The following is a 22,878-nucleotide window of genomic DNA, read 5'->3' on the forward strand; positions in this document are numbered from 1 at the left end:
TCGGAGGTGATTTACATCACAGGACGGTGGCCCCGGGGACGTCCCCGTACGCCGTCACGACCTGCTCGCACAGCCCGCTGCCCTCCAGCGCCGCCACCACCGCGGCCTCCCGCTCCGCGACGACCGACTCCTCCTCGTCGCCGCCGCCGACCAGGAAGGCGCAGGTCGGACCCGATCCCGACACCAGGGAGCCCAGCGCCCCCGCACCGGCGCCGGTCTTGAGGGTGCGCTCCAGCTCCGGCAGCAGCGAGAGCGCGGCCTCCTGGAGGTCGTTGGTCAGCGCGGCGCCCAGGACCGCCGGATCGCCGCCGGCCAGCGCGTCGGCCAGCACCCGGTCCAGCAGGGGCTCGGGGGCGTCCGGGCGGATGCGGTCGTACTCGGCGAACACGCCGGCCGTGGACAGGCCGTGCGGCGACAGGGCGAAGACCCAGCGGAACCTTCCCGGGCTGGTCATCGGCCGCAGGAGCTCCCCGCGGCCCGTGCCCACCGCGGTGGCGCCCAGCAGCGCGAAGGGGACGTCGCTGCCCAGGTCGGCCGCGTACCCGAGCAGCTCCTCCAGCGGCAGGCCGCAGCCCCACAGGCGGTCGCAGGCCAGCAGGGCGGCCGCGGCGTCCGCGCTGCCCCCGGCCATGCCGCCCGCCACCGGGATGCTCTTGTCCAGGTGGACCGTGACCGGGCTGCCCCGGCCGGCCCGCTCCGCCAGCAGGGTCACCGCGCGCGCGGCCAGGTTGGACCCGTCCAGGGGCACGCGGGACAGGTGGGAGCCCAGCGCGCCGCCCGCGGTCAGTCCGGCGAAGGCCCCTGCGGCGGATCCGGCACCGCCGGACGGGCTCGGTCGGCGCGAGGAAGCCGCCCGGACGGTAACCTCATCGAACAGCGAGACGGCGTGGAACACGTTGACGAGGTCGTGGAACCCGTCCTCACGTCTGGGCCCCACCGCCAACTGGAGGTTCACCTTCGCGGGGACCCGCACGGTTACGGTGGTATTAACGGTCACGAGTCCCCAATCGTAAAGGAACCCCCACCTTGCGTGAACACAGTGCCCTCCGGGGGCTCCGGTGTGTTCACCGCCTCCCGTCGGCTCGTACGCCGTCAGAGGAAAACGGGAACCCCGGACGCGGTTCGGGGATCGTCACCACTGTCATGTCAGTTTCCGCCCGCCCCCAGAACGGCCCAATCAGGCCCGTGAGTGGGAATCCGGGCACAAACACCGCTACCTTGGGGCAAGGCGGGGTTTGGACACCGTCGGGGAGGGTCGCTTGCCGTCGGATGGGCTCCCGAAGAACCTGGAACCGCTGGCCGCCGGGGATCCGGCCACCATCGGTCCCTACGTGCTGTCCGGGAAGCTGGGTAGCGGCGGCATGGGAACCGTCTACCTGGGCAGCACTCCCGAGCGCAACAACCAGGTAGCCATCAAGGTCATCCGCCCGGAGCTCGCCTTCGACGAGGCGACGCGGGCGCGCTTTCGCGACGAGATGGAGAACGCCCGCAAGGTCGCCTCCTTCTGCACCGCCAAGGTGCTCGACCACGGGACGTTCGAGAACCGTCCCTACATGGTCACCGAGTACATCGCGGGCACCGCCCTGGCCGAGCACATCGCCGAGAACGGTCCCCTGGACTCCTCGACGCTGCACGGCTTCGCGCTGGGTGTGGCGGCCGCCCTGGCCGCCATCCACCGCACCGGGCTGGTCCACCGCGACCTCAAGCCCGCCAACGTGCTGCTGTCGCTCTCGGGCCCCCGGGTGATCGACTTCGGCATCGCCCGCGCGATGAACACCGCGACCAACCACACCCAGACCGGCATCGTCATGGGCAGCCCCGGCTGGATGGCGCCCGAGCAGCTGCTGGAGGAGAAGGTCACCACCTCGGCGGACATCTTCGCCTGGGGCTGCCTGGTGGCCTTCGCCGGGAACGGCACCCACCCCTTCGGCAACGGCGACGCCATGACGCTGGGCAAGCGGGTGCTGTTCGCCGAACCCCAGATCGGCAACCTGGACAGCCCCCTGGACCGCCTGGTGACGCGCGCGCTGGCCAAGGAGCCGGGCCGCCGCCCCACCGCGCAGGACCTGCTGCTGGAGCTGGCTGGCGGCGAGGACAACAGCAACCCCAACGACATCGTGTCCCACGCGCTGCACCAGTCGTGGCGGCCCAACCTGCCCCCGGTGCCCCCGCCCGGCATGCCCCACCCCCAGCAGGGGCCGCCCCAGACCATGGCGGGCATGCGCCACCCGGCGCCCGGCCAGTACCAGGGCGCGCCCCCCATGCCCCCGCCCGCGCACCAGACGGGCAACTACCCGCGTCCGCAGGGTCCGCCGCCGGGCCATCCGGGCGGCCCCCCGCCGGGGGGCCAGGCGCAGCAGGCGCACCAGGTCCCCGGAGTCCAGGCTCCGGGCGGGCAGCCCCAGGGCGGCCCGGTGCAGCAGCCGCGGCCCGTGCCCGGTCCCGGCCAGGCGCCGCACCCGGCCTCGACCGGGCCGATCCCGATGGTTCCCCCGGCCGACCAGCAGACTGGCCGCCGGGGCCCGCAGCCCTACGTTCCGCCGGTGCCGCCGCCACCGCACCAGCCCGCCGCGCCCAACCGGCGCAGGGGGACGGTCGTGGCCCTGGTGCTGGGCGCCGTGGCGCTGCTGGCGGCCCTGATCGTCATGGCGACCGTGCTGACCAACCTCAGCGACTGGTCGCTCTTCGGGGACGGCGACTCCCAGGGGGACGCCTCCGAGCAGTCGGGCGCCGCCCCGGAACCGCAGGCGCCCGCGCCCGGCGACGAGTCCCCCGGCGGCGCCGACGAGGAGGAGGCTCCAGAGGAGGTGCCCAGCGGGATGTCGGGCGCCTCCGCGGACCGCATGGTCGAGTACCGGATCAGCGGGGTCAGCTGCGGCCTGACCGAGCACAACATCCGCTCGGAGCTGCCGTCGACCGGCCAGTACTGCGTGGTGGACCTGGAGCTGTTCAACCTCAGCGACGAACTCGTGGAGTTCGAGCACACGGCGCAGCACATGACGACCAGCCGGGAGCCCGTCAACGCCCAGGCGCCGTCCGTGCGCGAGGTGGAGGCCCCGCTGTGGGACTCGGCCGGGATCGGCCCCGGGGTCGCCGCCGGGGGCGAGCTGGTGTTCATACTGCGCGACGACATGGAACCGCGCACGCTGGTGCTCAACCACCGGGCGGGCGCGGAGGCCACGGAGATCAACATCGAGCACATCGTGGACTGAGCCCCGGGCCGGGGGCGGGCCGCGCCCGTCGCGGGACGGCACCGTTCGCAGGGCAGCACGGTGCCGACGGGGCGGGGAGCCCCCCTGTATCCAGGACACCGCATCGGCGCCCCGCTCCGCCACCCCCGGTCCGCGCCTGTGGACGACCGCTCCCCGGCGCGGCGCCGCGAGGACGGAACGGAAAACGGACGGGCCCGGGTGACGACGCGTCGTCACCCGGGCCCGTCCGCCGCTCGGGGGCCGCTCCCGCGGGTCCGGTCCCCGGCGGGGGCTACTCCCACTCGATGGTGCCCGGGGGCTTGCTGGTCACGTCCAGCGCCACCCGGTTGATCTCGCGCACCTCGTTGGTGATGCGGTTGGAGATCCCGGCCAGTACGTCGTAGGGCACGCGCGACCAGTCGGCGGTCATGGCGTCCTCGCTGCTGACCGGGCGCAGCACGACCGGGTGGCCGTAGGTGCGCCCGTCGCCCTGCACGCCCACCGACCGCACGTCGGCGAGCAGCACCACCGGGCACTGCCAGATGTCGCGGTCCAGTCCGGCGCGGGTCAGCTCCTCGCGGGCGATCGCGTCGGCCTCGCGCAGGATCTCCAGGCGCTCGCGGGTGACCTCGCCGATGATGCGGATGGCCAGGCCGGGGCCGGGGAAGGGCTGGCGCCAGACCATCTCGGCGGGCAGGCCCAGCTCCTCGCCGACCTTGCGCACCTCGTCCTTGAACAGCTCGCGCAGCGGTTCCACCAGCGTGAACTGGAGGTCGTCGGGCAGGCCGCCCACGTTGTGGTGGGACTTGATGTTGGCGGTCCCGGTGCCGCCGCCGGACTCCACCACGTCCGGGTAGAGGGTGCCCTGCACCAGGAACTCGACCTCGGCGCCGCTCTCGCCGCTCTCGGCGACGACCTCTCTGGCCGCCTGCTCGAACACGCGGATGAACTCGCGGCCGATGATCTTGCGCTTCTCCTCGGGGTCGGAGACCCCCGCAAGGGCGGACAGGAACCGCTCCTCGGCGTCCACGACCTTGAGCTTGGCGCCCGTGATCGCGACGAAGTCCTTCTCCACCTGCTCGGCCTCGCCCTTGCGCAGCAGGCCGTGGTCCACGAAGACGCAGGTCAGCTGGTCGCCGACGGCGCGCTGCACCAGCGCGCCGGCCACCGCGGAGTCCACGCCGCCGCTCAGCGCGCAGATGACGCGCTTGTCGCCGATGTCCTCGCGGATGCGCTCCAGCTGCTCCTCGACGATGTTGACCATCGTCCAGGTGGGTCGGCACCCGGCGCCCTCGTACAGGAAGCGGCGCAGCACCTCCTGGCCGTGCTCGGTGTGCAGGACCTCGGGGTGGAACTGGACGCCGAAGAGGTTGCGGCCGGTGTGCTCGAACGCGGCGACCGGGGCGCCCGCGGTGCTGGCGGTCGTGGCGAAGCCCTCGGGGGCCTCCACCACCGAGTCGCCGTGCGACATCCAGACCAGCTGCTCGGCGGGCATCCCGGCGAACAGCAGGGAGTCGGTGACCGCCGACAGCTCGGTACGGCCGAACTCACTGAGGTCGGTCCTGGCGACGGTGCCGCCCAGGGCCCGGGTCATCGCCTGGAAGCCGTAGCAGATGCCGAAGGTGGGCACCCCGGTCTCGAACAGCTCGGGGCCCAGGTTCGGGGCCCCCTCGGCGTAGACCGACGACGGGCCGCCGGAGAGGATGATGGCCTTGGGTTTCTTGGCGAGCATCTCCTCGACGGGCATGGTCGAGGGCACGATCTCACTGTGCACGTGGCATTCGCGGACCCGGCGTGCGATCAGCTGCGCGTACTGCGCGCCGAAGTCGACGACGAGAACGGTGTCGAACGTGCTCTCAGCACCAACGGACACGACGGAGGACCTTCCGCAGGAAGTACAGGGATGTCCGCCCAGTCTAGGGCGTTGCACACGCCCGGAAGGCCCCGCGCGCGTGTGCGGTCCGGCTCAGCGCGCGCGGCGGGGCCGCCGGGGGGCTCCCCCGGGGCTCAGGCGGTGAAGCCCGCGGGGTTGGCCGACTGCCAGCGCCACGCGTCGCGGCAGGCGTCGTCCACCGTGCGCACGGCCTTCCAGCCCAGGTCGCGGGCGGCGGCCGAGGGGTCGGCGAAGCACACGGCGATGTCGCCGGGGCGGCGGTCGACCACCTCGTACGGGACGGCCGCCCCGGTGGCGCGCACGAAGGCGCGCAGGCCCTCCAGGACGGAGGTGCCCTGCCCGGTGCCCAGGTTGTAGACGCGGTACCCGGACGCGTCGGCGAGGTGCTCCACGGCGGCCATGTGCCCCTGGGCCAGGTCCACCACGTGCAGGTAGTCGCGCACGCCGGTGCCGTCGGGGGTGTCGTAGTCGTCGCCGAACACGTTCAGCCGCTCGCGGCGGCCCGCGGCGACCTGCGCCACGTAGGGGAAGAGGTTGTTGGGGACGCCCTGGGGGTCCTCGCCGATCAGACCGCTGGGGTGGGCGCCGATGGGGTTGAAGTAGCGCAGGGAGGTGATCCGCCAGCGCGGGTCGGCGGCGGCCGTGTCCCGGAGGACTCGCTCGGCGAACAGCTTGGTGGCGCCGTAGGGGTTGGTGGCGGACAGGGCGCTGTCCTCGGTGATCGGCACCTGCTCGGGGTCGCCGTAGACGGTGGCCGAGGAGCTGAAGACCAGGTCGCGCACGCCGTGCTCGTCCATGACCTCGATGAGCGTGAACAGGGAGTCCATGTTGTTGCGGTAGTAGCGCAGCGGCTGCTCCACCGACTCCCCCACGGCCTTGAGCCCGGCCATGTGGATGACGGCGTCGACGCGGTGCTCGGCGAAGACCCGGCGCATCGCCCCGGGGTCGGCGCAGTCGGCCCGGTGGAAGGCGACGGTGCGCCCGGTGATGCGCTCGACGCGGCGCAGGGCCTCCTCGTGGCTGTTGGAGAGCAGGTCCACGACCACGACCTCGTGCCCGGCTTCGAGGAGTTCGACCGCCGTGTGGGAGCCGATGTACCCGGCACCACCGGTGAGCAGTACGTTCATGTCTCATTTCCCTGGGTGTAGTGCGCCCGCCGCGTCGCGGGCGCTCCCCAGGATAGGCGCCCCGCGGAAGCGGGCCCGTGGACACGCCCCGCCCCTGACCTGCCCTTCGTCGGTGTCCGGGGGCCGCGGGGCCGCCTTTCGGACCCCGCGGTCTCATGCCGGGGCATGAGGCCCGGCGGCCTCCGCGTCCCTATCGTGGAGGGATGGCCGACCTGACCGCGCGCACCCTCCTGGACCGCGCCACGCTCTGGGCCCGGGACCACGTACTCGCCGTGGACGCGCTCTGGGCCGCCGTCTGGTTCGGCATGTCGGTACTGACCCGGCCCGGGGGCGGCTTCACCGCCACCGAGTCGTGGGTCTACCTCGCCGTGTCCGCCGCGTGCTGCGCCGCCCTGGTCCTGCGCCGCGTCCGTCCGCTCACGTGCCTGGCGGTACTGGGGTTCCTGCTGGCGTTCCACATCCTCTGGTTCGACCAGCTCACGGCTCCGGTGGGCATCTGCGCCCTGGTCGCCTCCTACACGGCGCAGGCCGAACTCCCGCGCCCGTGGCGCGCCGTCGGCCTCGTCCTGCTCCTGACCGGGGCGGCCTGGGCCGTCCTCTCCATCCCGCCGGACAACCTCTCCCCGGACCTGGAGCTGCGTCTCAACAGCGTCTTCTCGGCGTGGACGGCGGTCGGGCTGTTCTCCCTGCTCGGAGCGTTCCGCAGGCGCAACCGCGAGGAGTTCGCCCGCGTCGTGGAGCACGCCCGGCTGCTGGAGACCCAGCGGGAGCAGGAGGTGCGCCTGGCCGCGCTCGACGAGCGGACCCGTATCGCCCGGGAGATGCACGACATCCTCGCGCACTCGCTGAACGTCATCGTCGCCCAGGCCGACGGCGGCCGCTACGCCGCGAAGGCCGCCCCGGAGCGCGCGGTGGCCGCTCTGGCCACCGTCGCCCAGGTGGGACGCGAGTCGGCGGCGGAGCTGCACCAGCTCCTGGGCGTCCTGCGCGACGGCGAGGAGCGCGGGGCCGCCCCGGCCCCCGGGGTCGGCGACCTGCCCGGCCTGGTGGAGGAGTACCGCCGCGCCGGTCTGCGGATCCGCCTGGTCCAGCACGGGTCCCCGGCCGCCCCGCGCGGCGGGCGGAAGGACGCGGACGCCCCGGCGACCCTGCCCGCGACCGCGTCCCTGACGGTCTACCGCGTGGTGCAGGAGTCGCTGGCCAACGCGCTGAAGCACGGCGGGCCCTCCGCCGTGCGGGTCGAGCTCACGTGGTCGCCCGGACGGGTCGGGATCGACGTGGCCAACCCCGTCCGCGAGACCGTGCCCACAGCCCTCACAGCTCCCGCGGGCCTCCCAGGCCGCTCGGAACCCGCGGGTCACTCGGTGCCCGAAGGCCCCTCGGCACCCGCGAGTTCCTCCCGCACCGAAACGCCCTCCGTCACCGGAAGGCACTCCGTCATCGGGAGGCATGTCGGCATCGGAAGCCCCTCCGGTACCGGGGCGCCCTCCCCCACCGGAGGCTCCTCCCCGGCGGGGGCGTCCTCCGCCGCCGGGGCGGCCCCGGACCGCGCCCGGCGGGGCCCCGGCCACGGCCTGGTCGGCATGCGCGAGCGCGTGGGCCTGCACGGCGGCGCCCTGGAGGCCGGCGCCGACGACGCCACCGGCACCTGGCGGGTGCGCGCGGTGATCCCCTGGGAGGACGCGTGATCCGCGTGGGGCTGGCCGACGACCAGGTCCTGTTCACGGCGGGCATGGCGATGGTCATCGACTCCCAGCCGGACCTGACCGTGGCCTGGGAGGCGGCCGACGGGGCCCGGGCACTCGCCCGGCAGCACTCCGACCCCGTCGACGTCCTGCTCATGGACGTCCAGATGCCCGGCACGGACGGCCTGAGCGCCACACGCTCCCTCGTCTCCTCCGGGGCCGACTGCCGCGTCGTCATCCTCACCACCTTCGACACCGACGAGTACGTGGTCGAGGGCGTGGAGGCCGGGGCCGCGGGCTTCCTGCTCAAGAACACCCCGCCCGAGGAGCTGCTGGAGGCCGTGCGGACCGTGCACCGGGGCGACTCAGTCATCTCGGCCAGTTCCACGCGCAGGCTGCTCGGGCACGTGCGTCCGCTGCTCGGCGGCCCGTCCTCGCGTCCGGTCCCGCTCGACGGGGGCACCCGCCGCGCCGCCGCCTCGCTGACCCCGCGCGAGCAGGAGGTCCTCGTCGCCGTGGCGCTGGGGTACACGAACACGGAGATCTGCGAGCGCCTCGTGCTGTCCATGCCCACGGTCAAGACCCACGTCGGCCACGTCCTGGCCAAGACCGGCTCCCGCGACCGGGTGCAGGCCGTGCTGTTCGCGTTCCGCGCCGGGCTGGTGGGCCGCGAGGACCTGCTCCGGGAGGCGTGAACGGGCCCGCCCCGTACCCTCCCCTCCCGGTGCCCCGCGCCCCCTCCTCCTACCGCGGTAGGAGCGCGTTTCCCCTCCCCCGGCACGATGCCCTCCCCGGTCCCGGTGCCGGAAGCTCCTCGGTGGAAGGAGTTCCATGGACCACATCATCACCACCCACCACCTGACGAAGGCCTACGGTGCGCGGACGGTCGTCGACGACCTCGACCTGCGGGTGCCGCCGGGCTGCGTCTACGGCTTCCTGGGCCCCAACGGCTCGGGCAAGTCCACCACCATGAAGATGCTGCTGTCGCTGGCCCGGCCGACCCGGGGCGCGATCACCGTCTTCGGACAGCCGATGAACCGGGACACGCGCCCCGCCCTGATGCGGGAGATCGGCTCCCTCATCGAGGCGCCTCCCGGCTACGCCCACCTGACCGGGCGGGAGAACATGGCGATCGTCCAGCGGATGCTCGGGCTCAGCGACCGGCAGGTCTTGCGCGCGGTCGCCACCGTGCGCCTCCAGGAGCACATGGGCAAGCTCGTCCGCGCGTACTCGCTGGGGATGAAGCAGCGCCTGGGCATCGCGATGGCCCTGGCGCGGGAGCCGCGTTTGCTCGTCCTCGACGAGCCCACCAACGGCCTGGACCCCGCGGGCATCGAGGAGATCCGCGAACTGCTGGTGACGCTGGCCGGGGAGGGCGTCACGGTCATGGTCTCCAGCCACCTGCTCGACGAGATCGACAGGATGGCCTCGGTTCTGGGCATCCTGGGCCGCGGAAAGCTGGTCTTCCAGGGCACCCGGACCGAACTGTTCCACCGCAGCGTGCCGGACCTGCTCGTGGACACCCCCGAACCCGACCGCGCCCTGGCCCTGGGCATCCCCGCCGTTCGCGCGGAGCGGGGCGTGCGCCTGTCCGGGTTCGGCGACGAGGACACCGCCGCGCTCGTGCGGCGGCTGGTCGCCGAGGACGTGCCGATCCACGGGGTGCGGCGCGTCCAGCAGTCCCTGGAGGAGGTCTTCATGGACCTCACCGGCCGTGAGGGGCTGCTGTGATCGTGACGGCGTTGAGACTCGAGCTGCGCAAGGCGCGCAGGCTCCGGGTCGTGCTGGTCTGCGCGGTCATGGTGGCCGCCGTCGTGGGCCTGTCCTGCATGAACCTGATGTCGGACTCCGTGCGGGAGGGCTTCGGCGATCCGGCCGCCCAGCCGTGGGAGGGCCTGCTCATGAGCTACGTCATGATCGCGGCCATGACCTCACCCCTCCTGGTCTCGGTGCTGGCCAGCAGGCAGGTGGACATCGAGCACCAGGGCCGGGGCTGGACGCTGTCGCAGGTGGCCGGGTTCGGTTCGGGGCTGCTGTGCCGGGCCAAGGTCGCGGTGCTGGGCCTGCTGCTGGCGGCCGCGGTGGCCGTCCAGACCGCGCTGGTCTTCACGGCGGGCCTGGCCGCGGGGATCACCGTGGAGCCGGACCCCGGCGTGTGGGTCCGGTACGCCTTCGGGCTGCTCCTGGTGGATCTGGCGGTGCTGTGCCTGCACGTGCTGCTGGCCGCGCTGGTGGAGAACCAGCTCGTCGGGCTGGCGCTCGGGCTGCTCGGCTCGTTCTGCGGGGTGTTCACCCTGCTGATGCCCCCGGCCCTGGCGCGCGTGCTGCCCTGGGGCTACTACGCGGTCGTCTCCCCGCTGGGGATGGACGAGGACGGCTTCGTCGCTATCACGCCCGGATACGGCTGGCTGGCCGCGTTCCTGGTGCTCGTGGCGGTTCTGTTCGCCGTGGCCAGCCACCGCTTCGACCGGACGGAGGCGTGATGGGGATGGTCCTCGCCGAACTCGCCAAGCTGCGCCGTTCGGCCCTGTGGATCGTGGCCGTGGTGCTGCCGCTGCTCGCGGTCGTCACGGGGACGGTGAACTACGGCGCCAACGAGGAGGCCCTCTCCTCCGGGTGGGCGTCCTACTGGTCCCAGGTGGTGCTCTTCTACGGCATGGTGTTCATGTCGATGGGGATCGCGGTGGCGGCGTCGGCCGCGTGGCGCATGGAGCACCGGGGCCACAACTGGAACCTGTTGATGGCCGCGCCCGCGCGGGCGTTCTCGGTCGTCGGCGCCAAGCTCGTCTCGCTCGCCCTGGTGGTCGTGGTGATGCAGTCCGTGCTGCTCGGGCTGGTGGTGCTGAGCGGCAAGCTCGTCCTGGGTCTGGACGGCTGGCTGCCCTGGCACAGCGCGGCCGCCGCCCTGCTGGGCGTCGTCGCCGCGCTGCCGGTGGCCGCATTGCAGTCCCTGCTGTCGATGCTGGTCCGCTCCTTCGCCGCGCCCGTCGCCCTGGGCCTCCTGGGCTGCGTCGCCGGGGTCGGCCTCCTCTACTCCGGGGAGGGCGGAGTGGTCTCCTACCTCCTGCCGCAGTCGCTGGTCACCACGTCGCTCAGCCTGGGCAGCACGGCCGTCTCCGACGCGGGGTCCCTCGACCTGCCGACGGCGTTCTCCGTCGCGCTCGCGGCCGCGGTGACCACCCTCGCCCTGTGGGTGCTCTCCGCGACGGTGCTGAGCCGCAGGGACGTGCGCTGACCCCGTCGGCGCGAGGGCGACCGGCCGGGGACCCGGCTCCCGGCGCGGGGGACGCGCCGGGAGCCGGGCGGCCTCAGGGGCGCCCGGGCGGGGTGCTGCGGCGGGTGTCCAGCCACAGCACCTGGGGGTCGTGGTCGCTGACCTGGTCGGAGAACTCGGAGTTGATCCGCGCGATGTCGTACTCGACCCGGCCCGCGAGCGCCTGGTTGACCAGGATGTGGTCCAGGGCCTGGGAGTTGCCGTCGAAGACGTAGTTGTAGCGCTCCTCCTCGGGCAGGTCCGTCATCGGGTTGTGCAGCGGCCCGTCGGCGGTGAGGATCTCCAGGGTCCGGGAGAACTGGAAGTCGTTCAGGTCGCCCATGACCACCAGGTTGGCCCCGGGGTCCACGGCCAGCAGCTCCTCGGCGAAGTCGCGCACGAGTTCGGCCTGGGCGTGGCGCTGGGTCTCGCTGGTGCGCCGCGGCGGCTGGTGGACGCCGTGCAGGGACTCGTCCCCGCCCTTGGAGTTGAAGTGGTTGGTGACCACGTAGACGTCCCGGTTCAGGGCGCGGAAGTGACCGACCAGCGGCTTGCGGCTGGACTCCCAGGCCTGGTCGCGCGGGCTGATCCGGCCCGGGGACACCGACAGCTCGGCGCCGCGTTCGCCCTCCACGACCTCCACGGCGGTGCTGGCGTCGCCGCCCTCGCGGTCGACGAACTCCACACGCTCGGGGTCGAACAGGAACGCGTTGCGGATGTTGCCGCCGGGCTGGCCGCCGTCCTGCTTGTCCTCGGGGCTGATCTGCCGCCACTCGTAGGCGGGGCCTCCGTGCGCCTCCACGGCCTCCACCAGCCGGTCCAGGGTGACGTCGGCGTCCACGACGCCGTCGTCGGTCGGGCCGGTGCTGTCCTGGATCTCCTCCAGGCCGATGATGTCGGGCGAGTCCAGGGACTCGACGATCCCGGCGGCCAGCGCGTCGTACTTGGCCTGGTCGTCGCGCCCGCCGAGGTTCTCGACGTTGTAGGTGGCGACGCTGACCTCGTGGCGGCGCGCGTCGCGGACGGCGGTGCGCTCCAGGTCGCCCCGCACGTGCTCTCCCAGGGTGGTGGCGCGGATGAGGTAGCCGCCGAACCGGCTGTAGTAGAGGGGGCCCTCGGTGACCCCGGCGAGGGTGTCGCCCACGTTCGCCTCGGGGAACGGGTGCCGGTCGCGGTCGAGCAGCGACTCGACCTTGATCCGTCCGGAGTTGGGGTCGTCGTAGGAGCCGTAGCGGGTGCCGCCGTTGACGGTGGGGTTGCGCCCGGGCTCGGTGGTCACCCAGAGCGCGGCGTAGTCGTCGGTGGCTCCGACGACGGGCGCGTCCTCCACGCGGACGAGCATGTGCTCGTGCGCGGCCCAGAAGTCCAGGGCGTAGGCGCCGGGGTCCAGCTCCAGTGCGGAGACGTCCCCGCCGGGCTCGGGCGCGTAGGCCTCGGGGACGGCGCCCTCGTCGAGCAGGACCGGGTCGGGTACGGCGCGGCCCGAGGACAGGACGGTCCAGCGGGCCTGGTCGAGCTGGGTGATGGTCTGCGTGCCGGAGGCGGGGCGGTACTCGCTGACCCGTCCGGCGGCCAGGACCTCGTCGCCGACGGCCACGTCCGGGGTGGTGGACCCGGTGAAGACGAACAGCGCCTCGCTGGTGCGCGGGTCGCCGTCGCCCTCGGCGTCCTGGAACCAGAACCCCCGCGCGCCGCCGAAGGGGTTGACCGCCGTGACCACGCCGGGCAGGCCCGTGACCCGCTGTCCGGCGTAGGGGGAGGTGCGGGTGGTGCCCTGGACGTCGTGGACGCGCAGGTCGCCGGGCTCGACGGGCTCCTCGGGGTCGGTGCCGCCCCCGCCGGGGGTCTGGCCCGCGGTGTTGGTGGGCGAGGGGGCCGCGGCCGTGAAGTCGGCCGCGTTGTCGCCGGTGTCGGTGAGGGCGTCGTCGCGCGAGGCGGAGGTGGTGTTGCTCAGCCGGGGCGCGGGCGCTCCCTCGTGGACGACGGCGTCCCCGTAGCCGACGAGGTCGGCGACGGAGGCGTCCGCGGCGCACTCCGCGGCGGTCCGGCAGGTGACGGGGTCGGTGCCCCGCACGAGCAGGACCGTGCCGGAGGTGGCGGACATGTTGGTGCCGCCGGTGGCGTCGGGGGCGGGGAGGTCGACACTGCCCCCGGCACCCGCGGCGTGGCGCACGAGGTAGTGCCCGTCCGCGCCGATCTCGCCGTTCAGTGCGGTGACCTGCACCTGGGTGGCGGGCCTGGGGCTGGCGGGCAGGTACTGCACGCTCCAGCCGTCGAGGGAGAACGCCGCACCGGTGGGGTTGCCCAGTTCGACGAAGTCGTGGCGCAGTCGCGCGCCGCTGTTGCCGCCTCCGCCGTAGACCTCGCTGACCACCGGGGTGGCGGTGTCGGCGAGGGCGGACGGCGCGGACGTGAGCCCGAGGCCCAGGAGCACCGCCGCCGCGGCGGACGTGGACGCGACCAGGCGTCCGGGTCGGTTGGGGGACACATCTTCTCCGGAGGGGAGTGGGGGTTGACGGGCGTGCACATCATGGCCCCTGCGGATGGCCGACCGAAAGAGAAGGCGTGAAAAGGAGGCGAATCGGAACGCCGTCGGTGGGATCGGACCGGTCCGGCGGCGCCCCCGCCTCGTGGGTTCCTCCAGCCCGCGTTCCGCCGCGCCCGACCCCGGTTGGCCGGAGGCGGTGCTGATGTGACTGCGAACTCCTGACCTGGAGTGGTCTCGTACTTGTAGCGGGTTCGGGCCGTCGAACCCCGCTACAGGCACGAGGTCCCCGCGGGGAGGGGGCGGCGCCCGCCCCCTCCCCCTAAAGCCGGGGGTCGACCGGGACCGACTCCAGGGCCAGCACCGCGAACACCGGTTCGTGCACGCGCCACAGCGGTTCGCGCCGGGCGTGGCGGGCCAGCGCCTCCAGGCCCAGCTTGTGCTCGCGCATGGCCAGCCCGCTCTTGCGGCCCACCTGACGGTCCTTCAGGACCGCCATCCGCTCGGGGTCGGTGTAGTCGGGCCCGTAGACGATGCGCAGGTACTCGGACCCGCGCACCTTCAGCCCGGGCTGCGCCAGGCCCTTGCGGCCCGTGGCGCGGGCGCCCAGGACGGGTTTGACCACCATCCCCTCGCCGCCGGTGGAGACCATGTCGGTCCACCAGTCGGCGGCCGAGGCGCACGCGCCCGGGTCGGTGGTGTCCACGACCCGGTAGCGGGTGGGGTGGACCAGGCCGCTCGCCTCGGCGAGCCGTTCGGCGACGGCCATGTGCCACAGGTGGTCGGCGTCCCCGTACTCGCGCCCCTCGGAGGCCAGCACCATGAACGGCGCGTACCGGAGTCCGGCGGTGCCGTCGGTGTCCCAGGAGTAGCGCCGGTAGACCCGGCTGAACTCCTCCACCTGCTCCGTCCGGCGCGCGACCCCCTCGATCAGCCCGTCCACGGGCACACCGCGCCCGGCCGCGGCGGCGAGCGCGATCCCGGCGGCGGGCAGGGCCGCGCGGGCGGCGGCGCCCACCGACGCGTACTGCTCGCGGATCAGCGACCGGGCCTTGGCCGACCACGGCAGCATCTCCCCGTCCAGGGCGACCCAGTCGGTGCCCAGCCGGTCCCACAGCCCTGCGTCGGTGACCGCCCGGCGGAGCTGGTCCACGACCTCGGCCTGGAGGGCAGGGTCGGAGAAGAAGGGCCGTCCTGTCCGGGTGTAGACGGTGCCCAGCCGGCCGGGCACGAACCGGCGTTCGGCGGCGTCGGCGTCCCGGCACAGCACTGCCACGGCCCGCGACCCCATGTGCTTCTCCTCGCACACGACCTCGCCGATCCCCGAGCCCCGGAAGGAGGCGAAGGCCTCGTTCGGGTGCTCCAGCAGCCCGGGCCCGGCCGAGGTCGGCGCGGGCGCCATGGTCGGCGGGAGGTAGAGCAGCCAGCGCGGGTCCACCGCGAACCTGCTCATGGCCTCCAGCGCGGCCAGGGTGCTGCCGCCGTCGGCGCGCACCAGGCCGTGCTCGGTCTCCACGAACATGCCCGTGCGGGTGTCGCCGACGCCGATGTCGGTGACGTCCACAGCGGCGTCGGGGCGCGTGGCGGTCTCCCCGTCCGCGGTGTCCGTCAGCGGCCGGGCGGGCTCGTACCAGGTGCGGCGCGCCCGCACGTCGACGATCTCGCGCTCGGGGTAGCGCAGCGCGGTGAGCCTGCCGCCGAACACGCAGCCGGTGTCCAGGCAGAGGGTGTTGTTGACCCACTCGGCCTTGGCCATGGGCGTGTGCCCGTAGACCACGGCGGCCCGGCCGCGGTACTCGCGCGCCCACGGCAGCCGCACCGGGAGCCCGTACTCGTCGGTCTCGCCGGTGGTCTGGCCGTACAGGGCGAAGGAGCGCACCCGTCCGGAGGCCCGCCCGTGGTACTCCTCCTTGAGTCCGGCGTGCGCGACGACCAGCGCGCCCCCGTCCAGGACGAGGTGGCTGACCAGCCCGTCGCAGAAGTCCAGCACGCGCCCCCGGAACTCCCCGCTCTCGCGTCCCAGCTGTTCCATGGTCTCGGCGAGGCCGTGCGTGAGCTGGGCCTTGCCGCCCTTGAGCACACGGACGAGCTTGTTCTCGTGGTTGCCGGGCACGCAGAGGGCGTCGCCGTCGGCGACCATGCCCATGACCAGGCGCAGGACGCCGGGGCTGTCGGGGCCCCGGTCCACGAGGTCGCCGACGAACACCGCCGTGCGCCCCCGCGGGTGCCGGGCGCCGACCGGGCGCCCGAGGCCGTCGCGGGTCAGCTCGTAGCCGAGGTCGCCCAGCAGCTCCTCCAGTTCCTCGCGGCAGCCGTGCACGTCGCCGACGATGTCGAAGGGTCCGGTGAGCTCCCTGCGGTCGGGCCAGGCGCGCTCCAGTCCGATGACGGCGGCGTCGATCTCCTCCGGCCCCTGGAGCACGTGCACCTTGCGGAAGCCCTCCCGGCGCAGGTGCCGCAGGCTCTGGCGCAGGTCGCGCCGCTGGCGGCGGATGACGTGGTCGCCGAAGTCGCGGTCGGACCGGTCCCGGTTGCGCTCGCGGGCCAGGGCCTCGGGGACGTCGAGCACGATGGCCGTTGTCAGCACGTCGTTGTCCTTGGCGATGCGCACGAGTTCCTGACGGGCCCTGCTCTGCACGTTGGTGGCGTCGACCACGGCGAGCAGGCCCCGGCGCAGCCGGATGTCCACGACGGTGTGCAGGAGCGAGAACGCGTCGGCGGTGGCGGCCTGGTCGTTCTCGTCGTCGCTGACCATGCCCCGGCAGCGGTCGGAGCCGATCACCTGCGTGGGGGCGAAGTGCCGGGCGGCGAAGGTGGACTTACCGGAACCGGAGACCCCGACCAGCACGACGAGCCCCATCTCGGGCACGCCGAGCACGCGCGGCTCGGCGGCCCCGGTCCTCTCGGTCGTACTCATCGGACGAAGACTCCCATCTGGGTCGGTGCGCCGGTGTCGGGGTGTTCGGGCCCGACCGGCAGGTGGCGGACGCGGTAGCCGTACTTGTCGGCGATCCCGTCCGCCCACAGGGTGAACTCGGCGCGCGTCCACTCGAAGCGGTGGTCGCTGTGCCGGAAGGCGCCGTCCTCCAGCCCCTCGTAGTGGGTGTTGTACTCGGCGTTGGGCGTGGTGACCACGACGACGCGGGGCCGGGCGGAGCCGAACACGCTCTCCTCCATCGCGGGCAGCCGCGAGGGGTCCAGGTGCTCGACCACCTCCATGAGGACGGCGGCGTCGTAGCCCTCGAACCGCTTGTCGCGGTAGACGACCGAGCCGACGAGCAGTTCCGGCCCGGGCCGCGCGTCCCCGCGGTCGCGGGCCGCGACGGTGTCGGAGAACAGGGGCCGGTGGCGGTCGCGCCCGCCGGGGTCGCAGCCCCGGCACACCCTGCGGTGGGCGCGTTCGAGGCTGACGACGCTGACGTCGACTCCGGTGACGCGCTCCAGGGAGCGGTCGCGGGCCAGGCGGGTGAGCAGTTGTCCGGCGCCGCAGCCCAGGTCGATGACGCTGGTGGCGTTCTCGGCGGCGAGCACGGCCATGACCGCCCCGGCCCGCTGTTCGGCCAGGCTGGGGGCGCGCTCCTCAGGGGGCGGCGCCGCAGCGGCCTCCTCGTCCCCGGGGTCGTCGCCCTCCCCGTCCCCGGTCAGGTCGTCGGCCTCGGCCAGGCGGGCCAGCGCGGTGCGCACGTAGCCGTCGCGGCGGTTGAGGTAGCGGCGGACGATCCAGGCCCGTTCGGGGTGTCCGGCGAGCCAGCCGGTCTCGGCGGACCCGTCACTCCCGTCCGCACCGTCGGTCCCGCCCGCACCGGCACCCTCGACGGCATCGTCGCCCTCGTCGGCACCGGCGTCACCGGTGGTCCCGGCGGCGACCCCGCCGGCCCGCAGCAGCTTGTCCACCTCGCTGCGGTCCACCCAGTAGTGCTTGTTGCCGTCCAGGACGGGCAGCAGCACGTACAGGTGGCTGAGCGCCTCGGACAGCCGCACGGTGCCGGTGAGGGTGAGCGACAGGTAGTGGGAGTCGCCCCATCCGGGCAGCCCCGGGTCGAGCGGGACCGGTTCGGCCTCCGCCGCCCACCCCAGGGGCTCGAACAGCGACCGTGCGCGCTCGGCGCCGCCCCGGCAGGGCACCGCGGGCATGCGCAGCTCCAGCGGGATCGGCGTGCGCGCCAGCTCGGGACGCTGCTTGCAGTCCCCCCGGAGCGCGGAGCGCATGACCCGCCCCAGCGCCACCGTGAACAGCGACGACGTCGCGTAGGGGCGGTCGTTGACGTACTGGGCCAGCGCGAAGTCGGGTGTGCTCACCGACGTGCGCGTGCGCAGCAGCGCCTGCGCGTCGACGTCGAGCATCAGCGCGGCGGTGCAGCGCTGCTCGGTGGCCTCGGGGTAGAAGACGTGGGCGGTGCCGAAGGACTGATCGAAGCTCTGCGCCCTGTCGGGGTGCTTGTGCAGCAGGAAGCCGAGGTCCGTCGCCGGGCTCGCCGTGGTCGTGATCGTCAGTAGCACCCGTGCATTGTGGCCGAGCCCTTACCGCCCTGGCGAGGGCTTTTCGGGCGCCGGGGTGCGTGCGCCCTCAGGAGCGGACGGCGGGGGCGGACCGGCCGCGGACGATCAGCGCGGCGGCGGCCAGCGCGACCGCGAGGATGAGCGCGTTGGCGGCGACCAGGCTCCAGGTGGACTCCAGCACGGGGTGCAGGAAGGAGTCCTGCGGCGTCCGGTCGGCCGCGCCGGGCCACAGGGTCCACACCACGACGGCCAGCAGCAGGTAGACGGGGGTGCAGACCAGCGCCGTGATCCCCGGGCGGGGCAGGCGGACGGCCAGGGTCAGCGGCCAGGCCATGACCGGGGCGAGGGGGAAGGGCAGGAGCAGCAGGGCCATCCCGGCGCCGATGTTGGCGTCGGGCGCCGTGTGGGCCGCGTCCATGGCGTGGGCGACGCCCCACCCGACCAGGTGGGCCAGGGCGACCGCGGCGAGGGCCGCGGCCGAGGCGAGCAGGACCGTGCGCGGGACGGAGGCGGGGGCGGGAGAGCGGTGGTTCATGTCCCCAGACTGCCCGGTGCGCGCCGCCCGCGCCTGAGTAGCGGTACTCAGACCGACGCCGGACCCTGGGCTCCCCGGCCCGGGTCGACCCCGAGTTCGGCCATCGCGCGGATCAGTTCGGTGTGGGCGGGGCCGAAGAAGGACCAGGGCATGTCGCACCGCACGTTTCCCACGGCGGCCAGGTGCCAGTGCGCCGCCTGCGCCATCCCGGCCCGGTGGAAGGCCCATCCGAACAGGTGGTGGGCCTGGGCGTCGCGCGGGTGCGCGACCGCCCCGGCGACCCACCCGCGCGCGAGTTCGAACAGCTCCTGGACCGACTCCCCGTGCAGGCGGCCCAGGGCCATGTCCACGATGGAGGGGAGGTTGCCCTCGGCGGTCAGGCGTTTCTGCTCCGCGCGCACGTGCTCGGCGTGGGCGAGGGCGAGCACGGAGGGCAGGGGGCTGCCCACGGGCGCGGTGTCGGCGGCGGCTCCGGCGAACGCGAACATCTCCTCGGCGCTGCCGCCCCGGGCGGCCGACAGGGTGCGCGTGCGGACCGTGTGGGCGGGGAACAGGTGGGGCGCGCGGGCGATGATCTCGCGCCAGATCCGGTCCTTCTCCTCCCGGTCCGCGCCCAGGCCCATAGCGGCGGTCTGGAGCCCGGCCCAGGGCGCCGCGTCGTCGGGGCGCAGCCGCGCGGCGGCCTCCAAAGCATCCCCCGCCTCGTGCAGGGCGGCGGAGGCGGCCTTCTCGTCGGCCATGGTCCCGCCGGAGGGCCGGACCAGGGCGCGGGCCAGCAGCGTGTGGCCCAGCCAGAGCATGGTGTCGGCCCGGTCGGCACCGGCCTCCAGGAGTCCGACGATCTCCCCGGGCAGGTCGGCGGCGGCCCTGGCCAGCGCCTCGACCCGCAGTACGCGGGTCTCGGGGTCCTCCCGGCTCTCCACGAGCAGGGAGGCGCCGGCTTCGATGTCGCCCTCGCGGACGGCGTCGCAGGCGGTCCTCAGGACCGGGTCGACTCCGAAGGCCTCCGGTACCAGGTGCGCCCCGATGTCGGCGCCCCGACGCGGCACCCTGGCTGGTTTGCGTACGAATCGCCACATGCGACCGAGCGTAGCGGGCCCTCGGACCCCGGGGCGTCGGGCCCGGGGCGGCCTGGTCGGGAACGCGCGGCGTCGGGCCCGGGGCGGCGCCCCTGTCCCGTGCCCGGAGGCCGCTTCGGGGAGGGCGGTGCGGCACCCTCCCGCCAACGGAGAATAAGGTAAGCCTTCCCTTAACCGCACGCGTGGCGCGGGATCCCCTACGGCTCCCCCACCGCCCGCCGTGCGGCGCGGAGCGGCGCTTCGCGGCGAGTGAGAGGTGTGCGTACGTGAGCATGGGACGAGAGCGCGCGGCGGTCGGCCGCGGGAGGCGCCGGGCCGCAGCGGCGATAGCACTGGCCGTCGCCGTGACCGGGTGCGGAGCCGGGGCCGGGGCCGGGGAGGCCGGACAGACCTCCTCCCCCGGCGCGGACGGCTATCCCGTGACCGTCCAGACCCTCCACGGCGGCGTCACGGTCGGGGAGAGCCCGAGCCGGGTCCTGGCCCTGGGCTTCGCCGCGGCCGACGAGGCCCTCTCCCTGGGGGTGACGCCGGTCGCCGTCGCCGCCGACCCCCGGACCCTGGAGACCGCCACCCCCTGGCTGGCCGAGGAGCTGGCCGGGATCGCCGACCCCGGCCTGGTCTCGGCCGACGGCGGGCCCGACCTCGAAGCCATCGCCTCGGTGGAGCCCGACCTGATCCTGGCCGAGACCTACCAGGTTCCGGACGCGGCCACGTTCGAGCAGCTCAACGCCATCGCGCCGACGGTCGCCCCGGACTCCGAGGCCCTCAACGTGGACTGGGACACGCGGCTGCGCACCACCGCCCGGGCGCTGCGCAGGGAGGAGGAGGCCGAGGAGCTGATCACCGACATCGGCGCGGCGTTCGCCGAGGTCGGCGGGCGGGTGCCCGGCATCGGCTCCAGGACCTACCAGTGGGTGCGCGCCGACCCGGGGCAGTACGCCTTCGGCAACGGCTCGGTGCTCGAACTGTTCGGGCTGCGGCCGGCCGACAACCAGGACAACACCCAGACGGGCGAACCGCTGCCCCTGGAGCGCACCGAGGAACTCGACGCCGACGTGCTCATGGTGTGGGCCCCGACCGGGGAGGACCGCGACAGGCTGGCCGATGACCCCCTCTTCCAGGAGCTGCCCGCGGTCGAGGCCTCGACCGTGTACCACGCCGACCTGGCCTTCGCCAACGCGCTGAACTCCCCCGCTCCCATCGGGCTGGAGTGGCTCAGGGGCGAACTGGAGCCGATCATCGGCCAGCTCTCCTGAGGGCGGCGGGCGGTCGGCCCCCGGCGGTCACGCCCCTGGAGGCGGAGCCGCCGGGGACCCGTCGGCCCCGGCCGCGCGGGCCCGGGCGGTTCCCGGCGGCGCTCCCCCGGGTGCGCCGCCCGCGCCCCGCGCTCAGGGCCGCGTGATGTTGGCCTCCGGGACGATCTCCGGGGCGCCGTGCTGGATCGCGTCCGCCTCCTGGTCGGTGTCCTGCTCCTGAGCCGCGCGCTCGGCCTCGATCCCCTTGCGGTAGTACTCGACCTCCCGCCCGACCTGCTCCTCGCTCCAGTCCAGGGGACCGGCGAGCAGTTCGGCGGCCTCCTCCGCGGCGGCGATGCCCCGGTCCCAGGTCTCGAAGGAGATCCGGGTGCGCCGGGACAGGACGTCCTCCAGGTGGCGGGCGCCCTCGGCCTCGGCCGCGTAGACGATCTCGGCGCGCAGGTAGTCCTCGGCGTGCGCGAGCGGTCGGCCGAGGTCGGGGCGCTCCCGGATCAGGTCGAGCAGGTCGTGGACCGAGGAGCCGTAGCGGCGCAGCAGGTGGGTGACGCGGGAGACGTGCAGCCCCGAGTTCCGGGCCAGCCGGTGGCGCTGGTTGTACAGCGCCCAGTAGCCGTCCGCGCCCACCAGGGGCAGCCGGTCGGTGACCGAGGCCGGGATCCCGTTGCCCAGGCCGTGCGCGACCGCGTCCACCGCGTCCTTGGCCATCACGCGGTAGGTCGTGTACTTGCCCCCGGCGATGAGGACCAGGCCGGGCACGGGGTGGGCCACCGTGTGCTCGCGGGAGAGCTTGGAGGTCTCCTCCGACTCCCCCGTCAGCAGCGGGCGCAGGCCCGCGTACACGCCCTCGACGTCGTCGCGGCCCAGGGGCGTGCGCAGGACCTGGTTGACGTGGTCGAGGACGTAGTCGATGTCGGCCCGGCTCGCCGCGGGGTTCTCCTTGTCCAGGTCCCACGCGGTGTCGGTGGTGCCGATGATCCAGTGGCGGCCCCACGGGATGACGAACAGCACGCTCTTCTCGGTCCGCAGGATCATCCCGGAGGAGGCCTGGATGCGGTCGCGCGGCACCACGAGGTGGATGCCCTTGGACGCGCTGACGTGGATCTGGCCCCGGCCGCCGACCATCTCCTGGATGTCGTCGGTCCACACCCCGGCGGCGTTGACCACCTGACGGGCGCGGACGCGCCGCTCCCCGCCGCCCTCCAGGTCGGCGACGGTGGCGCCGACGACGTGCTCTCCCTCGCGCAGGAACCCGACCGCCTGGGCGCGGGAGGCGATCTTGGCCCCCAGCCCGGCGGCGGTGCGCAGCACGCTGGTGACCAGGCGGGCGTCGTCCACCTGGCAGTCCCAGTACTGGATGGCCCCGGCGAGGGCGCTGCGCTTGAGCGCGGGGAAGACCCGCAGCGCCCCGGACCTGGTCAGGTGGCGGTGCGTGGGCAGTCCCCGGTTGTTGCGCGAGCTCATGGCGAGGGCGTCGTAGAGGGTGACGCCCGCGCCGATGTAGGCGCGCTCCCAGTGGTGGGCGAAGGGGAACAGGAACGGCACCGGGCGGACCAGGTGCGGGGCGATGGTGGTGAGGAGCAGGCCGCGCTCGTGCAGCGCCTCGCGGACGAGCTCGAAGTCGAACTGCTCCAGGTAGCGCAGGCCGCCGTGGATGAGCTTGCTGGACCGGCTGGAGGTGCCCGACGCGAAGTCGCGCGCCTCAACCAGCGCCGTGGACAGCCCGCGCGAGACCGCGTCCAGGGCGATGCCCGCCCCGACGATGCCTCCCCCGACCACGAGGACGTCGAGTTCCTCGTCGGCCATCGACGCGAGCGCCTCCGCGCGCCCCTTCGGTCCCAGCCAGGTGGTAGTCATCGGTCTCCTCCGTCTCGAT

At 74.0% G+C, this 22,878-nt stretch carries 16 protein-coding genes; 7 read left to right on the plus strand and 9 right to left on the minus strand.

What is annotated here, in order from left to right; translation table 11 throughout:
• Window positions 1-16: 16 nt before the first annotated feature.
• The gene (locus PV789_RS24700; protein WP_302475370.1) at window positions 17-997 is read right to left on the minus strand and encodes a 4-(cytidine 5'-diphospho)-2-C-methyl-D-erythritol kinase; all 981 of its coding nucleotides are present in this window, start codon (window positions 995-997) and stop codon (window positions 17-19) included.
• A gap of 262 nt (window positions 998-1,259) precedes the next feature.
• On the opposite strand from PV789_RS24700, the gene PV789_RS24705 reads away from it, so the two are divergent.
• On the plus strand, window positions 1,260-3,212 hold the full coding sequence (locus tag PV789_RS24705; protein WP_274974765.1) for a serine/threonine-protein kinase: 1,953 nt from the start codon (window positions 1,260-1,262) through the stop codon (window positions 3,210-3,212).
• Window positions 3,213-3,483: 271 nt separating this feature from the next.
• On the opposite strand, the gene guaA is transcribed toward PV789_RS24705, so the two are convergent.
• Together guaA and galE are read right to left on the minus strand one after the other, a co-directional pair.
• Window positions 3,484-5,064 (minus strand): glutamine-hydrolyzing GMP synthase, encoded by a 1,581-nt coding sequence (gene guaA / locus PV789_RS24710; protein ID WP_274974766.1) that lies wholly within the window; start codon window positions 5,062-5,064, stop codon window positions 3,484-3,486.
• A gap of 134 nt (window positions 5,065-5,198) precedes the next feature.
• Complete coding sequence (gene galE, locus PV789_RS24715; protein WP_274974767.1) at window positions 5,199-6,212, minus strand: UDP-glucose 4-epimerase GalE; 1,014 nt, start codon at window positions 6,210-6,212, stop codon at window positions 5,199-5,201.
• 203 nt (window positions 6,213-6,415) lie between these two features.
• Here galE and PV789_RS24720 point away from each other — a divergent pair, with 203 nt between their 5' ends.
• From PV789_RS24720 to PV789_RS24740, 5 genes are all read left to right on the plus strand, one after another.
• Complete coding sequence (locus tag PV789_RS24720) at window positions 6,416-7,900, plus strand: sensor histidine kinase (RefSeq protein ID WP_274974768.1); 1,485 nt, start codon at window positions 6,416-6,418, stop codon at window positions 7,898-7,900.
• Entirely contained in the window at window positions 7,897-8,592 is a 696-nt protein-coding gene (locus tag PV789_RS24725) for a response regulator (RefSeq protein WP_274974769.1), read from the plus strand. Before PV789_RS24720 ends, PV789_RS24725 begins: the two co-directional genes overlap by 4 nt.
• Before the next feature lie 136 nt (window positions 8,593-8,728).
• The gene (locus PV789_RS24730) at window positions 8,729-9,628 is read left to right on the plus strand and encodes an ABC transporter ATP-binding protein (RefSeq protein ID WP_274974770.1); all 900 of its coding nucleotides are present in this window, start codon (window positions 8,729-8,731) and stop codon (window positions 9,626-9,628) included.
• On the plus strand, window positions 9,625-10,380 hold the full coding sequence (locus tag PV789_RS24735) for an ABC transporter permease (RefSeq protein WP_368045804.1): 756 nt from the start codon (window positions 9,625-9,627) through the stop codon (window positions 10,378-10,380). Before PV789_RS24730 ends, PV789_RS24735 begins: the two co-directional genes overlap by 4 nt.
• Window positions 10,380-11,132, plus strand: a complete 753-nt coding sequence (locus PV789_RS24740) for an ABC transporter permease (RefSeq protein ID WP_274974772.1) — start codon at window positions 10,380-10,382, stop codon at window positions 11,130-11,132. The genes PV789_RS24735 and PV789_RS24740 overlap by 1 nt, the downstream gene beginning before the upstream one ends.
• A gap of 73 nt (window positions 11,133-11,205) precedes the next feature.
• Here the strand turns inward: PV789_RS24740 and PV789_RS24745 are convergent, their stop codons facing one another.
• The 5 genes from PV789_RS24745 to PV789_RS24765 all read right to left on the minus strand — a co-directional run bounded on the left by PV789_RS24745 (window position 11,206) and on the right by PV789_RS24765 (window position 19,749).
• Complete coding sequence (locus PV789_RS24745; protein ID WP_274974773.1) at window positions 11,206-13,638, minus strand: DUF8508 domain-containing protein; 2,433 nt, start codon at window positions 13,636-13,638, stop codon at window positions 11,206-11,208.
• Between the two features lie 319 nt (window positions 13,639-13,957).
• Window positions 13,958-16,552, minus strand: a complete 2,595-nt coding sequence (locus PV789_RS24750) for a polynucleotide kinase-phosphatase (RefSeq protein WP_274974774.1) — start codon at window positions 16,550-16,552, stop codon at window positions 13,958-13,960.
• Window positions 16,549-18,135 (minus strand): 3' terminal RNA ribose 2'-O-methyltransferase Hen1, encoded by a 1,587-nt coding sequence (locus PV789_RS24755; protein ID WP_274974775.1) that lies wholly within the window; start codon window positions 18,133-18,135, stop codon window positions 16,549-16,551. Before PV789_RS24755 ends, PV789_RS24750 begins: the two co-directional genes overlap by 4 nt.
• A 67-nt stretch (window positions 18,136-18,202) precedes the next feature.
• A complete protein-coding gene (locus tag PV789_RS24760; protein ID WP_274974776.1) occupies window positions 18,203-18,670 on the minus strand; it encodes a transporter in 468 nt (155 codons plus the stop codon).
• 47 nt (window positions 18,671-18,717) lie between these two features.
• Window positions 18,718-19,749, minus strand: coding sequence for a hypothetical protein (locus tag PV789_RS24765; protein ID WP_274974777.1), 1,032 nt, complete (start codon window positions 19,747-19,749; stop codon window positions 18,718-18,720).
• Between the two features lie 272 nt (window positions 19,750-20,021).
• Here PV789_RS24765 and PV789_RS24770 point away from each other — a divergent pair, with 272 nt between their 5' ends.
• On the plus strand, window positions 20,022-21,005 hold the full coding sequence (locus tag PV789_RS24770) for an ABC transporter substrate-binding protein (RefSeq protein ID WP_274978247.1): 984 nt from the start codon (window positions 20,022-20,024) through the stop codon (window positions 21,003-21,005).
• A 132-nt stretch (window positions 21,006-21,137) separates the two neighbouring features.
• Here PV789_RS24770 and glpD read toward each other — a convergent pair whose 3' ends face one another.
• Window positions 21,138-22,859 (minus strand): glycerol-3-phosphate dehydrogenase, encoded by a 1,722-nt coding sequence (gene glpD / locus PV789_RS24775; RefSeq protein WP_274974778.1) that lies wholly within the window; start codon window positions 22,857-22,859, stop codon window positions 21,138-21,140.
• Window positions 22,860-22,878 lie beyond the last annotated feature (19 nt).

Origin of the sequence: Nocardiopsis camelliae, from assembly GCF_028993595.1 — a bacterium.
GTDB classification, from domain to species: domain Bacteria; phylum Actinomycetota; class Actinomycetes; order Streptosporangiales; family Streptosporangiaceae; genus Nocardiopsis; species Nocardiopsis dassonvillei.

Bases quoted from the DNA above. Each gene is read 5' to 3' on its own strand.
- PV789_RS24750 (WP_274974774.1), bottom strand. From the start codon at position 16,552: ATGAGTACGACCGAGAGGACCGGGGCCGCCGAGCCGCGCGTGCTCGGC.
- galE (WP_274974767.1), bottom strand. From the start codon at position 6,212: ATGAACGTACTGCTCACCGGTGGTGCCGGGTACATCGGCTCCCACACG.
- PV789_RS24770 (WP_274978247.1), top strand. From the start codon at position 20,022: ATGGGACGAGAGCGCGCGGCGGTCGGCCGCGGGAGGCGCCGGGCCGCA.
- glpD (WP_274974778.1), bottom strand. From the start codon at position 22,859: ATGACTACCACCTGGCTGGGACCGAAGGGGCGCGCGGAGGCGCTCGCG.
- PV789_RS24740 (WP_274974772.1), top strand. From the start codon at position 10,380: ATGGGGATGGTCCTCGCCGAACTCGCCAAGCTGCGCCGTTCGGCCCTG.
- PV789_RS24760 (WP_274974776.1), bottom strand. From the start codon at position 18,670: ATGAACCACCGCTCTCCCGCCCCCGCCTCCGTCCCGCGCACGGTCCTG.
- PV789_RS24720 (WP_274974768.1), top strand. From the start codon at position 6,416: ATGGCCGACCTGACCGCGCGCACCCTCCTGGACCGCGCCACGCTCTGG.
- PV789_RS24730 (WP_274974770.1), top strand. From the start codon at position 8,729: ATGGACCACATCATCACCACCCACCACCTGACGAAGGCCTACGGTGCG.
- PV789_RS24765 (WP_274974777.1), bottom strand. From the start codon at position 19,749: ATGTGGCGATTCGTACGCAAACCAGCCAGGGTGCCGCGTCGGGGCGCC.